Below are 14,103 nucleotides of genomic sequence, written 5' to 3' on the forward strand. Positions count from 1 at the left end.
CTACAATTTGTAATTATATAGTCATTCCTTACAAAGTGATATATTTTGGTCATTGATATTGACTTCGATTTCACCAACAGCAACAGATATGAAAGAAAATAATGATACCATCTCCCATTTGCTCATGCGGATCGAAGATATTCCTGCAGTAAAGAATATATTGAACACCATATGTCTATATACAGGAATGGATCTAGGGCTGGTGACCTCTCACAATGGCCATCAATGGATAGCCTGTGCTGTACGGGATTCGCTCGGAGTCGGAGTAACAGCGGGGCAGCAGCTCGAATTACATTACACCTTAGGAGATGAGGCACATGATAAACATGCTCCTATTATTATCCCCGATATCGACCACTGTGAAAATGAAGATTGGAAAAGAAAATTGCATGCAAAAGGTTTTAAAAGTTATATCGCATTCCCGATCGTTGACAATGATGGATTGTTCTTTGGAACCCTCTGCACGATAGATTATAAAGCCGTGTCAATTGATAGAGAACGAATAGCACCACTATTTGAACTTCTAGCTGAACTGATCAGTTTTCATTTGGGTTCGATCGCCAAAATAAAAAATACCCAAGCCCTGTTAGGTGAAGAATTACAATACTCTGAACGCAGGGATACGCTATTATCCGTGTTGGGGCATGACCTAAAAAATCCATTGAGTGCTGTTATTACCTTATCGCAATATCTCGCCGACAAACTCGAGAATGCAAAACATAAACAAACGGCCAAGCTTATTTATGATTCGTCCTATAGAATGAAAGGTCTAATAGATAACATGCTTGATTTTGCCCGGAGTAAACTCGGCACGGGAATACATCTGAACAAAAATCTGGTCGAATTAGATAAAGTGATCCTTCAGGCCCTTCGTGAGATCCAAACAAGTGCACCCCACAGAAAAGTACAGACAAATCTCGGAGCAAAACATCCAGTAACATGCGATCATGAGCGTATGGCACAGGTGTTTTCAAATCTCATAGGAAATTCATTCCGACATGGTTGGGCAGAAAATACAATCGTTATAAAGTCCTCTATTGAAAGTGACAGATTTATCTTCCAGATAGAAAATGATGGCCATCAGATAGCAGCGCCTATATTCAATAACCTATTTAAGCCCTTTGTTGGAAGAAAAAACCAGAAAGAAGGTGGACTGGGATTGGGCCTTTATATTTCCAAACAGATAATCACGGCTCACAGCGGTGATATCCATGTCAAATGCTTTGATGAAAAGGTGGTTTTTACCCTTTGGATACCAATATGATAGATGCTTTGATCATATTTTTATGGGATTTATGCTCGACAATTAAGCATCATAAAGATATAATATACGATACTCAAATTCAGTTTTGTTAAAGAAAAAAGCGAGCAAAAGCCTGGTCTAATAATCCAGCCTTTGTACCCGCTCCAAATTAATCTGCCTTTGTGCAAGAGCAAACAATAAGCTATCTTTTCAATTGCCTATTTCTTTTTTTTACGGAAAACATTCTCCGTTAAGTCTTTCGAAACAGAATCTTTTTCTTTTTGATAAGAAGATTGCGTTTTCTCTTTTGTGCTTTTTTCCTTTTTAATGTCTTTACTCATGATGTATGGATTTTATAGTGCGTATTATCCTTTTCCCTTTTCAATGTTTATACTTGATCGGGAGGAATAAAAGTAAACTAAAACGTGTTCTCTCTTTGAGGTACGCTAGCAGCTAGTTGTTGAACTAAAAATTTCCGGAAAATATATTGTGGAGAATTTAAAGATAAAACAAGTGTATTTATCATATTGGACCTACGAAATGGGGTTATATGAAATAGTAGATCATAGTATTAAATATACAAATAATAATTGACAATGAAGCAACTACTGTTCAAAAGAAACTAACTCATAGGTTCGTGCGTATAATCCTCCATTTTAAGTCTTGCCATTAGATAGCTTATGGTGGATTCTGCACCTTGATTGATATTGATAGCATGCTCTTCCAGTCCATCAAAACAGCCTCCGGTAACAGGATTATAAACAATCTGTCTAATATGATTCCGTCCCAAAAACCAGTCGAATACTATTCGGATGGTCTTCTTATATTGCTCATCTTTTGTAAACTTATAGAATCTATCTAGTGCAATAATAGTATAAGCAACATCAATGGGCTGCTCTCCGCCCCTGCCCTCGGTTCTCAGCTGGCCACGATGTGCCCAGCCTTTGTTGGAAATCACATGAATCTCTTCGTCGACAATAATCCTGCTCAATAAGAAATCAAAGGATTGATAGGCGATATCTCTATATCTGTTGTCCCTAGTTGTCTCATAGGCGATCAACATGGCTTCTGGAATAACACTATTGCCATAAGTCATATAAGATTCATACCATTGCCAATCTGAAGAGCTCTCATGTTCAAACATAGCTGCTAGACGATCTGCCAGGACTTCTATGCTAGCCTTATAATTTTTGCCCTTCATAAAACTTAGGCCCTTAATGGTAAAGGCCATCGATCTTGTCGAATAGTAAACTAATGCATGCTTGGATGCCCGCTCCAAAAGCTCTATTGCAAGTTTTACTATCCTTTCAGGCAAAAGATTAGCCATGCCCACCACTTCACCCAAAGCCCAAACAGCTCGGCCGTTGGCATCTTCAAGATTCTCCTGTTTATTTTGTATTGTAAAATTGCCGCTCCTGTCTACATAATTCAGAAATGTACCATCTGCTTGCATACAATAACCTATAAAATCCAGATATTTCTGAATCAGAGCAATGGTTTCATATGATTCATATATTTTATAGTGATGTAACATCGCTATAAGTGCTCTTGCATTGTCATCCAACGCATAACCGCTTGCAAGGTCGGGCATAGAGATATCCGCAAATTGAACAAATCCACGTTCTTCAGACATCCGAAAAATATGATCCAGGTTGACGGGGGGAACTGAGTATATCATTTCCCTCTTTTTATCTATAAGTAACTCAAAAAGATAAACATGAGCTATAGCAACGTTCTGCCAGGAGGTTTTAACCATCTTTTGAAGATTCACACGATGAATCTTGCCTAATTTAAGTTCATCATCCAAAATTTGATTGACTGCAGCCGCAAGCTGGTCAGAAGCTTCAAAATCAATTATGGTCCCCATATCTTCCTTTAAAACCTCTTTTACGTGTGGGATTGGTGTTGACACAATGGGACAGCCAGAGCTCAGCGCATAAGAAAATGTTCCACTAACCGCCTGTAAAGGGTCTTTTGACGTAAAAAGATACACATCGGTGATCGACAGATAGGACAATAAATTTTCTGTTGAGAGAAATTCATTAACAAAACGGACATGATCTGAAATGTTATATCGGTCTATTATTGTCTCAAGTTTGTTTCTATACGTCTCTCCCTCATATCGTAAAAGATTGGGGTGTGTCATCCCCAAAATAAGGAACATTACATTTGGATTTTGTTCGATAATAGCGGGTAGCGCATAAAGTGTAGTCTCTATACTCTTACTGGGTCCAAGTAAACCAAATGTACTGAGGATTTTCTTGTCCACGAGACTGTATCGCTCAAGAATGGCGTGTTTATCCGTCGCTGGAGCTAAATGCGTGCCATGCGCTATTACGGTTATTTTACTCGTAGGAATTTTGTAAGTACTAGTAAGGATATCGGCGGATCCCTGTGTCATCACGATGATTTGCGAACAATTATAAGCAATGGCATATACATGTTCGAGCAGCATGCGGTCTGGTGCTGGCAACACCGTATGGAAAGTCACGACAATAGCAAGTTGTGCTGAATTAAGATCCTTGAGAAAAGTTATGAACTCAGTTTCTTGACCAACGAAAAGGCCAAACTCATGTTCGATACAGATCAATTTAATATCCTGATCAAACAAAATGTTTTCAAGAATAGTGTCGAAAGAGAACGGGTTTGTTATATCTAATTTCCCTAGTGGACCATCTTCCTGAGACGTATTGTCATCTACTATCGGTATAGGAATTAGTCGATAAGACTCTTCAAATTTACTCGCGATAGCCTTCATTAGATCTGTTGTGTAAGTTGCAATACCGCAGGCGCGTGGAGGATAAGTGGATAGGAACGCTATTCCTCTTTTTGTTGCTGAAATCATTGTTGGATTTTTAAGTGAAGTCCTTGCATACGATCTTCTTGTATCTTTGACAAGGTGCTGCACGTAGGGAGGTTTATAAATATACAAAAATAAATTGAAAGAAAATTTTTATTATAAGGGTAACAAGAGTAATATATATCCGATAATTTAACGCTGCCAAAATTTAATAAGCAGGAAACAGTCTGCTGGAGCTGTTCGCCTAACTATTTTTTTAATAAATCGGCAGTCCTTACGATCGATGATAAGTTGATTATAACATCCAACAATGAAGACATCTTATTTACAGGTTATTGAATTTCGAAGTCTATCATTCACCTGATGCCTTTAAGGCTTTTATCTTTTCTACCAGCAACTTTAATACTGGTTTCATCGCGATTAAATTAAAACTCCAAATATCATCCGTGATGAAAACGTAATGTCCCTCAAAACTGTAGATATAATCGCCCCCTTCCAGTCCAATTAACCAGGCTTCTTTCTTAAGGTCAGGGTAAGTTCTCAAAACCTTCCAGCAATATTCTTTAATTTCCGCCTCGTCCTGAAAATCATCGAGCAAGCGTAAAATACTGCGCTTTTCGCTCAGTCCATATAGGGATAACATTTCATCGATCTCATTCATAAAAGTATGTAATCCAAGAGCAATTTACATGCAATTTGCTATATACCAATAAAATATCCATATATTTATTATTGAAGGCTATGGTTTTTTATTAGAAATCCCCCTTACTCAACTTACGATGAAGAGCTATCAATTTCGTTTTAATAACCGCAGCAAAACCTCAGCCATTCTTGTTTGGTTTTTTACTGTTTTATTGGCTATTACACTAACAACTACCCTTTTTCTTGTACGCCCTGCACATGATCTCTCGAGCTGGCTGTTACTGATATTATTTCCGTTCCTCTTAATAGCTATTTATAGGCTATTTAAGACGGCCTCCGAACGACAATCGACAGAAATACTAACGCTGAATAAGGACGGATTTACCAGTGCCTGTTTTGGTTCGGTTTTATTTTCAAACATAAGTGCAATCAACATTCCTGCCCGTGAAATATCATTGTTGGGCGGAGAAAACTATGATTACTACAAAAAAAAACGACGTAGATCCCCCTAACATCGTGATTTCGATTACGACTGCCAGGGGCGATATATTTTGTTGGAGCTTAAATGAGTGGGGTGGCTTTTACAACTCAAAAGAGGACTTTTCTGTTTGTTTTGACTTTCTGACTGCCTTAACCGATCAACTGGTTCAATGTTTTCAATTAGAAGAGTCGCCTAAAAGTTATTTAAAAATTCTCGATGAAAATGGAATATGGAAAAGAAGCAATGGTTATTGAGTTAGTAAAAACTATAAATTGCCTTTAGAATGCGATCTTCAAAATAATGAGCCTTAGCAGCATCCGACTTTCGCTGTATGGAAACCAAAAAGCCTTTTTCATCATAACTCATTCCCAGTTCACTTACTTTTCGTCCGTTCCAACTATCTTCCATTAGTTTCAGGTTTCGGTTTTGGTCGTAGACATACTTTTCTGTTTTGGGATCAGGGGAAGAAGGTGCATCAGTGAGCTGTACCAAAAGTCCGTCTTTGAATTGATACAATTCAGATGGTGTTTTCTCGACAGCACAGCCATTATGTAGAAACAACACTACCGGATGCCCTTTCAAATAGTAATACGTCTTTTTTTGATAACACGTATCTGAACCGCCGCTATTTTTACTAAAATTGAAATATTCGGTACGTTCTTCTGCCTCGAATTCGTTTTCGGTATAGTAACGATATTGCATGGAAGAAAAATCATTATTCGCTGTCATTTTCTTCCAAAGGCTTTCGTCAGGTAAGGCGCCTTCTAAAATCATGTTGTCCGCTCTGGGAAATTGCTTTCCCTGCCAATCATTGTTTTGTGGCCTATTTGGCATCTGAGCATTCAATGTGAAGGTTCGGATGATATCAATTTTATTATTCTTATTGTATTGGACGCTACTCACTTTTACGATACCATTGGAATAATCTATCCTTGCTTTTTTATCGATGAGTCCGTTTAAATTATAAAAATATCTGGTATAAAAAGCGGTATCAGGTTTTTCGTTATTATATCGTATGCTCGTCATACTTACTACCATACCGTCGGTGTTAAAACTGTAAATATATTTCATACCAACCTTCTCTTCACTCTGCAGTAGAATGCTTTTTACTTTATTGCTTTTCATAAAAGTAGGATTGAATGAAAAAACAGTTTTTGTAAAATAATCATCGTCCTCCAAAGGTGTAACGTTATAGAATGGTAGCACCTGAGCCTTTCCTACAGTCACAATACAAAAAAACAAAATAAGGGTTAAGAAGTAGCTAAGATTATATTTTGTGTACATCATAAAGAAAAATTTTTGTTCTTTTAAAATCGGGGGTTTCAGAAAAACCCAATTTACCCAAAAAACTTAGATAAATGGCATCAAATTTCCCGATGTCATCATTCGTAGAATTCATAATTGATATATACAATATGAGCTATTTATTGTAGCTTTATCTCCAGCTAGTTAATCTTAATCAAGTCTGCAAAGAATATTTGTCAGCCAATATCAACTTTAGCTAACTTGATAAACTAATGGAAGGGATATTCATTACATTCGCTGATCAAAATTCCTCATTGCACAAGTCCAGAGATTTACAAAAATTTCTATCATGTTATTACTCAACATAGAATTTTCTTCTAGATGAATCTCGAAAGTAGCGTTTGTCGTATAGTACCTTTGTCAAAATTTTAAAAATGAAAAAAACGTTTATTTTACCAGTTCTTGCTATCGGATTTTTAATTTGGTTTTTGGCAACGTTGGCTTTCCGATTTGCGGGACAATTCTTTTTTATTGCAGATTCAGCCGGCATACTAACCAGTTTATATCTAGCAGTAATTCCTACATTGATTTTGATCTCAATCGTAACTTTCAAAAGATTTAAACTTTCAGGTTTTGAAAATATAGTGGCCGGAGTGCTATTGGTATTGCCAGGAATGATTCTCGATACATTCGCTATTCAATTTTTTGAACAGATCTTTCCCAATATGCCGTCAAGCCGAGCTGCAACATTTGGTTCTTGGCTCATGTGGGCTTATAGCGTTGTATTATTAACGTCAGTCGTTACAGGACTGCGACAAAACAGGATACTTGGCGAGGACTGAAACAATCTTGAGCTTGCATTTCACATTTTTTTTGCCAAAAGTAAAATTAATCTATCTACTTCCTGATGGACTTGGAGACTATTAGAATAAATATAGAAAGGAGCCATGGGCAGCCTGCTGTATTTTTCTATATTTGAAATAAATGGAACTCATATCTTATCTACTAAGGCACATAAAATTGAACAACGCCGAATGCGAAGCTATCGACGAAGCCTTTAATAAACAAAATTTTGCAAAAGGTACTATACTGGCGCATCCAGATAATCACCACCAAAATGTTTATTTTATTGAAAAAGGATTACTACGCGCTTTTTATAACTTAGATGGAAAAGATATCACCCATTATTTTTTCGACGAGAATAATTTCCTGGTATCTTTTGAAAGTGTTTTTTTCGACCGTCCTCATCCCTATGGTAAACAGGTATTGGAGGAAGCAAATTTGCGTATTATCCCCTATAGCAAACTAGATGAACTCTGTAATAGCATACCCGCTTTTAAAGACTTCCGGCTGCAAGTATCGTTGCAAGTGATTAGTATGTTATCCGATAAAACTCTTGCATTACAATTTCAGACTGCCGAGCAACGCTATAAAAATCTCATCGACAAATTTCCTCGCATATTGCTAAGAGCTTCCCTAGGGCACATTGCTTCCTATCTGGGCATTACCCAGCAAACACTAAGTGTGATACGCGCGAGTAGGTAACTGATTTCATTTTTTAAGATATCTTAAAAACACTGCAGTTTATTTTAATTTGCTTTGCAGTATGAAATCATTAAATATGAAAAAAATACTGTCATCCCTTACTATCATTTTCATGGCAATAATGAGTGTTGCTCAATCCTCTAATGATAATTTTGCAGGTAAATGGAAAACTGAAGAGGGCTTCATTATCACCATCTCTTATAGCCACGGAAAATTTTCTGGTCTCGATCCCAAAGGTCGTCCAACACTTTATAATGTCCGTTTTGAGAAAAAATGAGTGGAAAGGGACCGTGGAAAACCACGACACTGGACAAAAGGGCAATTGCGAAATGTACCTGCAGGGAAAAAAATTTAAAAAAATAGTGGCTCATAAAGGTATTTTTTCTAAGACTTTTTATTGGGTAAAGCAATAGACAACGCTGATTATCCTACAAACGGTGTTTAGGATGTACCAATACTGGTATTCATAGCTGGAGCTATTTTAAATGAAATAGAGACATGCATAATATCGCTCCCCAATCATTGACATATAGCGCGATCAAGGTAGCTATCCTTACCCGAAGATCCATTTTGATGCCCGCGGGATTATTTTATAAAAAGTAGCCACAAAGCCCCAGGAAATTAGGAAAACAAGGGCTGCAGTCATAGGAATTTTTAGTGATATTGGAATTGAAAGAACATTGGCCAACCAATAGCCAAGCCCTACAACAAAATAATGTACTAAATAGATGCCAAAGCCACATTTTGTAATATTTGAAAAAATGCTTCTCATCTTTACCGACGTCAACTTTACAGTACGTACTAACAAGAAAATGGCTAAAGTCATCATGAATACTTGAGGAGAACAATATAAAAAGAACAGCTCGATCTGTTCTTCACTGGCAGCTGGATTGGAAGCCATCCATTTAAAGCCGGTATATGTAATTGTATAGCCGATTATAAATAAAGGTACACTCACTAAAAATGTCTTGGGAAAAGACCAGGTTTTTAGGTGATGAGTCAATACATATCCAAGTAATAAAAACCCATTAAAACCCGTAAAATAATAAAATGTACCAAAAGTATTCCAGGCACTAAGGCCAAATAGCTCTTTTGAGAAAAATGAATAGGCATAAGGCAAAACCAGTGTACATAACCAAATTCCCAAAAATACCTTCTGCTGCCCCGAGGTCGACTTTTCAACCCATGCGGAAAAGAAAGGCATGTAAAGATATAAACCGATCAACATATAGATATACCACATGGGTACGGTATAAACATTGAATTTAATTGGAATTAAAGAAATTTGAACAAGTGCGCTTGCTAACGACTGTGATGAATCTTTGGCAGCATAAGCAAATACATTTGAAATGATCGTTGGCGGAAGTCCCAATAGTCCAGTTATCCAAGGGAAAAGGTTGTAAAGTACCGACCACAATAAAAACGGAACTGTAATACGCAAAAGACGCTTTTTATAAAACTCACCCATACTCATTTTCACAGGTAGCAACAGTAATCCGGTAATCATCACAAAAATAGGTACACAGGCCCTTAGCGCCGACCCGTAGATGGAGCCCCAATAGTTAAAATCTGGATTAGACCTTGCTTCGGCCGATACATTGAATGGATCTGAACAATGAATGGCGATTACCATGAATATTGCGATAAAACGCAATACATCTACCCAGGCAATTCGTTGGTGATCAACATGTGCATTAGAAATTTGCATACTCAATATAGTTGGTTAAGATGCAAAAATAAACAATCCACCCCGGAACAATTTTTAAGTAGTTAAAGAAATAGCGCTATTTTCGAAGTGCACATAACGTCACATGTGATATACCAAGAAAAGACGCTATATATCCCAAATTTACCCGCTGGGCCAATTTTGCATGGTTAACCATAAAATCTTCATATCTTTTCTCGGCCGAAAGATATAAGCGGTTGATTAACCGACGTTCCATCTCAACAAAAGCTTTCTGATGGACGTATCGCATCCAGTTAGCAATATCGATATAATCACGGGAAAGCATTTCCAGTTGATCTATTGTCATATAATATAAAAGTGAATCTTCGAGAACCTGTACTGTTTCAGTCTCATACCCTGACACAAATCCGTGAAAACTATTTGTTGAATAAAGTAAATCCCCCTCCTTGCTAAACCAGGAGGTTACCTCTTTTCCATCGCGTATGGTGTAGGCGCGGGCAATACCTTTTTCGACAAAATAAATGTTCTTATCGCTTCTATCTGGCTGTATTAGTTTTGTCTTTTTAGGAACGCTTAGCATGGTTAAATTGCTTAACAATATTTCCAAAGGCTCTTTTTTTATATCGAAATGAGCTCGTATAGCTGCGATGATGTGATCCATTAAATGTTATTCTCAATTGTTGGATGAGTGACAAAACTAATGAAATCAAATGTATAAAAGAATAAAAATTGCCTAATGAAATGATAACGCTCAAAAAAGTGGAGTAAATTATCTAAGCTTTATTTCAACAGGCAATTCGCAATGTCGTAAGAAAAAACGGCCTCTGAACTAGTATTTTCTGAAGCTATTTTTGACTAAGTTGCTATTTTTTTAGACAATACAGTGAATCTGAATTCTTCTTTATATATTGGGTTTCTTAGGCCTGCTTTGAAATTTTTTAAAAAAGTAAAGAACCCACAAAAACTGGGTGTATCCGTACACCGCATCTTCAACCGGAATCGTAAGCACCCTGATCCCCATAAATTCCATGGGATTGTAGTTTACTATCGGAGAATCCAACCCTGTTCCGGTGAGTATACCATTGACAGGTAAAAAACCCAACATAAGCAAGGTGAAGACTACAGAGGCCTGCGTAATCCATTGAATCCGAAATGCAAAGTGAAAAAGCACTAACGTCACGATAGTCACCGTAGCGGTAACAACCGTATAAATTCTGTCGGCATATCGAAGTGCCACCACAGCACATATAATGACACTCACAAAGACTACGATATTATTAAAGGCGGAAAGCGATTGTAATCTAAAAAATTTATCGATACAGAAATAAGTAAATATACAGGAAAAAGGGATAAATATAAAGAATAACCATTCTTCCAATGGTAAGCCTGCGATTATCAGGCCTAAAGTATATTTCGTATCAAACCACCACACTCCCCTACTGTTAAACCAGACATCCCAAGCGATAAAAAAAAACAGCAACAAGGGCCGCTGCCTTTAAGAATGGAACAAACTCACGATCGAATCGAAGCCGCTTGTCGAAGGATGCGACAAAACAGATTACGACCGTAAAAAATAAGATAAGCGAGTAAGTATATGGCATCATATTTTTTCATTGTTAGTATACATTTTAAAGTATTTCATCGGAACATATAAAAAACCAAAACATTCGCCCTCCTCTTTACCTAAATGTTTATGATGTTGTTTATGAGCACGCCGAAGCGCCAAAAAGTAACGGTTATTTGTTTTACTCAACCATTTGAAGCGTTGATGGATAAATATATCATGCACAAAGAAATACGCCATACCATAGAGCATAATCCCTAATCCGATGTAAAACAGATAATTGTAATCCCTTAACGAACCGAAATACATCAACGCGATGGTGGGAAGAGCAAAAATGATAAAAAAGTAATCATTCTTTTCCAAAAAGCCCGCATTGCTATGATCATGATGATCGCGATGTAATACCCAGAGAAAGCCGTGCATAATATACTTATGGATAAGCCAGGTTGCGCCCTCCATAGCAATAAAAGTGACCAATACAGTAATAAAATTCATAGCTTTATTTTATAAGTAAGCAGCTTTGTAACGCAGATAACTTTTTAAAGCAACATAGGCTTTTTGCGCATTTGGTATCCTCACCCTGCTTTCCAAAATCTCCTTTGAGGACTTTTTTCGAATCTTCGAAAACAGGGAAAGATAATATTTGTAAGCCAGATAAACGCCAAATTTTGCCGATGCAGGCAATTTTTTAATTCCCAAAAGCGCTTCCTTAAATTCGCTGTGTATCTCATCCTCAATCTGGCTTTTGAGTGCATTATCAAAGACAGTCATATCCAAATTCGGAAAATAGGTACGACCAAGAACATGGTAGTCGTCTTTAAGATCCCGCAAGAAGTTTATCTTCTGGAATGCAGAGCCCAGTTTCATAGCGTAAGGTTTTAACTCCTCATAACGCTGTCTATTACCTTCTGTAAAAACCTGTAAACACATCAATCCCACCACTTCAGCCGAGCCATAGATATATTCTTTATAGCGTTCAGAATTATAGTCGACTTTATTCAGGTCCATTTCCATGCTATGCAGAAATTGGCGGATTAGCTCGACGTCGATAGCATACTTATGTACCGTTTCCTGAAAAGATTGTAATATCGGATTTAATGAGATACCTTCCTCTAAAGCACAGTTTGTCTCGAGATATAACCGCGCCAACAGCCGCTTCTTATCATATCCATGAAAACTGTCCACGATTTCATCAGCCAATCGTACATAGCCATAAATCGCATAAATGCTCGCCCTAATGCTGGGCTTGAGTGCCAAAATACCGAGCGAGAAACTTGTACTATATTTTTCAGTTGTTTTTTTGCTTACTTCATAAGCGAGTTCATCAAATAGCTTTTTCATGGTCTTATGTTTTACGATATAATTCAATGGCTTCTTTGGCAACAATTTTCCCTGATAAAATGGAGGGAGGCACACCGGGACCAGGAACCGTTAGCTGACCTGAATAAAAAAGATTATGGACTTTCTTATTTCTGATCTTGGGTTTCCATACTGCTGTCTGTTTCAATGTATTTGCTAGTCCATAAGCATTTCCCCCGTAAGCATTATAATCGCTGATAAAGTCGCTTACACAGTAACTCCTCTTGTATACAATCTGTTCATATAAGTTTTTTGTACCGGTATGCTTTTCCAAACGCTTTAACATCTTAATTAGATATTTTTCACGTGTTTCATCATCATCCGGGATAGCGGTCGCCAAGGGCATTAATAAGAAGAGATTCTCACTGTCTGCAGGAGCAACATGCGGATCCGTTTTGGATGGACAACATACATAGAACAGCGGATTTTCAGGCCACTTTTTTTCACCATAGATACAGTCAATATGATCATCCAACGGATGTTCAAAGAAAAGTGTGTGATGTGTTAGATTTGGAATGGACGATTTCATACCGAGGTAATAGATCAAACTTGAGGGGGCAAAGGTCCTGCTCTTCCAATAATCATCGTCGTAGTTTCTCAACTCCTTGGCAAGTAGTGTTTCGATATGGTGATAATCGGCCGATGCAACCACGAGATCAAATGGATGATTCACACCATTAACAACTACAGAAGTGATCTTATACTTTTCTATATTTAACGCATCAACATTATGATCAAAATGGAAAGTGACACCTTGTCTCTCCGCTACTTGCTGCATCGCCAGTACTAACTGAAAAAAGCCCCCTTTGGGATAATGAGTTCCAAGTGCATAACCGCCGTAGTTCATCAGGCTATATAACGCCGGAATATCCTTGGGTGAAGCGCCCAAAAATATAACGGGGAATTCCATCAATGTCCGCAATCTTTGGTCCTTAAAATATTTGGCAACATAGGATCTAAAATTAGAAAGTAAATCTAGCTTAAAAGCACTAAGTGCAATTTTTGGAGAGAGAAATTCGCCCCAATTGTGACAGGGTTTATTCACAAAATCCCGCATGCCGACTTCATACTTAAATTTTGCAGCTTCCATAAATCTATCCAACTGCATACCAGCCCCAGGTTCGATCTGTTCAAATAATTGTTTTAACTCCTGATAGGATTCAGGTACACGAATCTGTCCAGAGTTAAATATCATTTCAAATTGTGGATTGAGGGATACAAGCTCAAAGAAATCAGCAGTACAACACCCAAAATCTGAAAAAAAGGACTCAATGATGTCAGGCATCCAGTACCAGCTCGGTCCCATATCAAATCTAAATCCTTCTGTCGTACTAAACTGTCTCGCCCTTCCACCGGGCTGCGTATGTTTCTCAAAAACATGCACATCGTATCCTGCCTGCGCAAGATAGGCCGCCGCTGAAAGACCCGAAAAACCTGCACCAATAACTGCTACCTTCTTTTTCATTTCTGTTTTTTTTGCTAAACTATTTGGGTAATCCCCTCAATAGACTTACTGAAACCGTAATTTGGTAATGTA

15 protein-coding genes and 1 pseudogene are annotated in these 14,103 nt (G+C 37.6%); 5 read left to right on the forward strand and 11 right to left on the reverse strand.

Annotated elements, in window-relative coordinates; genetic code table 11:
- Positions 1–88: 88 nt before the first annotated feature.
- The gene (locus BV902_RS21605; RefSeq protein ID WP_083663722.1) at positions 89–1,264 is read left to right on the forward strand and encodes a GAF domain-containing sensor histidine kinase; all 1,176 of its coding nucleotides are present in this window, start codon (positions 89–91) and stop codon (positions 1,262–1,264) included.
- Between the two features lie 197 nt (positions 1,265–1,461).
- On the opposite strand, the gene BV902_RS28495 is transcribed toward BV902_RS21605, so the two are convergent.
- From BV902_RS28495 to BV902_RS21615, 3 genes are all read right to left on the reverse strand, one after another.
- Positions 1,462–1,584, reverse strand: coding sequence for a hypothetical protein (locus BV902_RS28495; RefSeq protein ID WP_257787001.1), 123 nt, complete (start codon positions 1,582–1,584; stop codon positions 1,462–1,464).
- Positions 1,585–1,865: 281 nt separating this feature from the next.
- On the reverse strand, positions 1,866–4,088 hold the full coding sequence (locus tag BV902_RS21610) for a glycosyltransferase (protein WP_075994922.1): 2,223 nt from the start codon (positions 4,086–4,088) through the stop codon (positions 1,866–1,868).
- Positions 4,089–4,395: 307 nt separating this feature from the next.
- Positions 4,396–4,704 (reverse strand): hypothetical protein, encoded by a 309-nt coding sequence (locus tag BV902_RS21615; protein ID WP_075993720.1) that lies wholly within the window; start codon positions 4,702–4,704, stop codon positions 4,396–4,398.
- Between the two features lie 118 nt (positions 4,705–4,822).
- Here BV902_RS21615 and BV902_RS21620 point away from each other — a divergent pair, with 118 nt between their 5' ends.
- The gene (locus BV902_RS21620) at positions 4,823–5,197 is read left to right on the forward strand and encodes a hypothetical protein (RefSeq protein ID WP_075993721.1); all 375 of its coding nucleotides are present in this window, start codon (positions 4,823–4,825) and stop codon (positions 5,195–5,197) included.
- Positions 5,198–5,421: 224 nt separating this feature from the next.
- On the opposite strand, the gene BV902_RS21630 is transcribed toward BV902_RS21620, so the two are convergent.
- Positions 5,422–6,453 (reverse strand): hypothetical protein, encoded by a 1,032-nt coding sequence (locus BV902_RS21630; protein ID WP_157626173.1) that lies wholly within the window; start codon positions 6,451–6,453, stop codon positions 5,422–5,424.
- 392 nt (positions 6,454–6,845) lie between these two features.
- On the opposite strand from BV902_RS21630, the gene BV902_RS21635 reads away from it, so the two are divergent.
- The 3 genes from BV902_RS21635 to BV902_RS21645 all read left to right on the forward strand — a co-directional run bounded on the left by BV902_RS21635 (position 6,846) and on the right by BV902_RS21645 (position 8,233).
- Complete coding sequence (locus BV902_RS21635; RefSeq protein WP_075993724.1) at positions 6,846–7,253, forward strand: DUF5367 domain-containing protein; 408 nt, start codon at positions 6,846–6,848, stop codon at positions 7,251–7,253.
- A gap of 178 nt (positions 7,254–7,431) precedes the next feature.
- Positions 7,432–7,956 carry a Crp/Fnr family transcriptional regulator gene (locus tag BV902_RS21640; protein WP_172840725.1) on the forward strand — a complete coding sequence of 175 codons (525 nt, stop codon included), beginning with the start codon at positions 7,432–7,434 and terminating at the stop codon, positions 7,954–7,956.
- Positions 7,957–8,032: 76 nt separating this feature from the next.
- On the forward strand, positions 8,033–8,233 hold the full coding sequence (locus BV902_RS21645) for a hypothetical protein (RefSeq protein ID WP_172840726.1): 201 nt from the start codon (positions 8,033–8,035) through the stop codon (positions 8,231–8,233).
- Between the two features lie 276 nt (positions 8,234–8,509).
- Here BV902_RS21645 and BV902_RS21650 read toward each other — a convergent pair whose 3' ends face one another.
- The 7 genes and pseudogenes from BV902_RS21650 to BV902_RS21675 all read right to left on the reverse strand — a co-directional run bounded on the left by BV902_RS21650 (position 8,510) and on the right by BV902_RS21675 (position 14,031).
- Positions 8,510–9,664 carry an acyltransferase gene (locus BV902_RS21650; RefSeq protein WP_075993727.1) on the reverse strand — a complete coding sequence of 385 codons (1,155 nt, stop codon included), beginning with the start codon at positions 9,662–9,664 and terminating at the stop codon, positions 8,510–8,512.
- Positions 9,665–9,740: 76 nt separating this feature from the next.
- Positions 9,741–10,223 carry a Crp/Fnr family transcriptional regulator gene (locus tag BV902_RS21655; protein WP_120336424.1) on the reverse strand — a complete coding sequence of 161 codons (483 nt, stop codon included), beginning with the start codon at positions 10,221–10,223 and terminating at the stop codon, positions 9,741–9,743.
- Positions 10,224–10,544: 321 nt separating this feature from the next.
- Positions 10,545–10,904 (reverse strand): lycopene cyclase domain-containing protein, encoded by a 360-nt coding sequence (locus BV902_RS28240; RefSeq protein ID WP_237242188.1) that lies wholly within the window; start codon positions 10,902–10,904, stop codon positions 10,545–10,547.
- A 117-nt stretch (positions 10,905–11,021) separates the two neighbouring features.
- Positions 11,022–11,075: pseudogene (locus BV902_RS28245) on the reverse strand (hypothetical protein); the annotation flags it as partial.
- A gap of 168 nt (positions 11,076–11,243) precedes the next feature.
- Positions 11,244–11,702: a sterol desaturase family protein gene (locus BV902_RS21665; protein WP_075993729.1), complete on the reverse strand. Its 459-nt coding sequence runs from the start codon at positions 11,700–11,702 to the stop codon at positions 11,244–11,246.
- 9 nt (positions 11,703–11,711) lie between these two features.
- Positions 11,712–12,548 carry a phytoene/squalene synthase family protein gene (locus BV902_RS21670; RefSeq protein ID WP_075994923.1) on the reverse strand — a complete coding sequence of 279 codons (837 nt, stop codon included), beginning with the start codon at positions 12,546–12,548 and terminating at the stop codon, positions 11,712–11,714.
- Between the two features lie 4 nt (positions 12,549–12,552).
- On the reverse strand, positions 12,553–14,031 hold the full coding sequence (locus BV902_RS21675) for a phytoene desaturase family protein (RefSeq protein WP_075993730.1): 1,479 nt from the start codon (positions 14,029–14,031) through the stop codon (positions 12,553–12,555).
- Positions 14,032–14,103: the final 72 nt, after the last annotated feature.

The organism is Sphingobacterium sp. B29 (assembly GCF_001952815.1).
Taxonomy (GTDB): Bacteria; Bacteroidota; Bacteroidia; order Sphingobacteriales; family Sphingobacteriaceae; genus Sphingobacterium; species Sphingobacterium siyangense.

What these genes read in the sequence shown, in the direction of transcription:
- BV902_RS21605 (WP_083663722.1), top strand. Translation starts at nt 89, where the DNA reads ATGAAAGAAAATAATGATACCATCTCCCATTTGCTCATGCGGATCGAA.
- BV902_RS28495 (WP_257787001.1), bottom strand. Translation starts at nt 1,584, where the DNA reads ATGAGTAAAGACATTAAAAAGGAAAAAAGCACAAAAGAGAAAACGCAA.
- BV902_RS21610 (WP_075994922.1), bottom strand. Translation starts at nt 4,088, where the DNA reads ATGATTTCAGCAACAAAAAGAGGAATAGCGTTCCTATCCACTTATCCT.
- BV902_RS21615 (WP_075993720.1), bottom strand. Translation starts at nt 4,704, where the DNA reads ATGAATGAGATCGATGAAATGTTATCCCTATATGGACTGAGCGAAAAG.
- BV902_RS21620 (WP_075993721.1), top strand. Translation starts at nt 4,823, where the DNA reads ATGAAGAGCTATCAATTTCGTTTTAATAACCGCAGCAAAACCTCAGCC.
- BV902_RS21630 (WP_157626173.1), bottom strand. Translation starts at nt 6,453, where the DNA reads ATGATGTACACAAAATATAATCTTAGCTACTTCTTAACCCTTATTTTG.
- BV902_RS21635 (WP_075993724.1), top strand. Translation starts at nt 6,846, where the DNA reads ATGAAAAAAACGTTTATTTTACCAGTTCTTGCTATCGGATTTTTAATT.
- BV902_RS21645 (WP_172840726.1), top strand. Translation starts at nt 8,033, where the DNA reads ATGAAAAAAATACTGTCATCCCTTACTATCATTTTCATGGCAATAATG.
- BV902_RS21650 (WP_075993727.1), bottom strand. Translation starts at nt 9,664, where the DNA reads ATGCAAATTTCTAATGCACATGTTGATCACCAACGAATTGCCTGGGTA.
- BV902_RS21655 (WP_120336424.1), bottom strand. Translation starts at nt 10,223, where the DNA reads ATGCTAAGCGTTCCTAAAAAGACAAAACTAATACAGCCAGATAGAAGC.
- BV902_RS21665 (WP_075993729.1), bottom strand. Translation starts at nt 11,702, where the DNA reads ATGAATTTTATTACTGTATTGGTCACTTTTATTGCTATGGAGGGCGCA.
- BV902_RS21670 (WP_075994923.1), bottom strand. Translation starts at nt 12,548, where the DNA reads ATGAAAAAGCTATTTGATGAACTCGCTTATGAAGTAAGCAAAAAAACA.
- BV902_RS21675 (WP_075993730.1), bottom strand. Translation starts at nt 14,031, where the DNA reads ATGAAAAAGAAGGTAGCAGTTATTGGTGCAGGTTTTTCGGGTCTTTCA.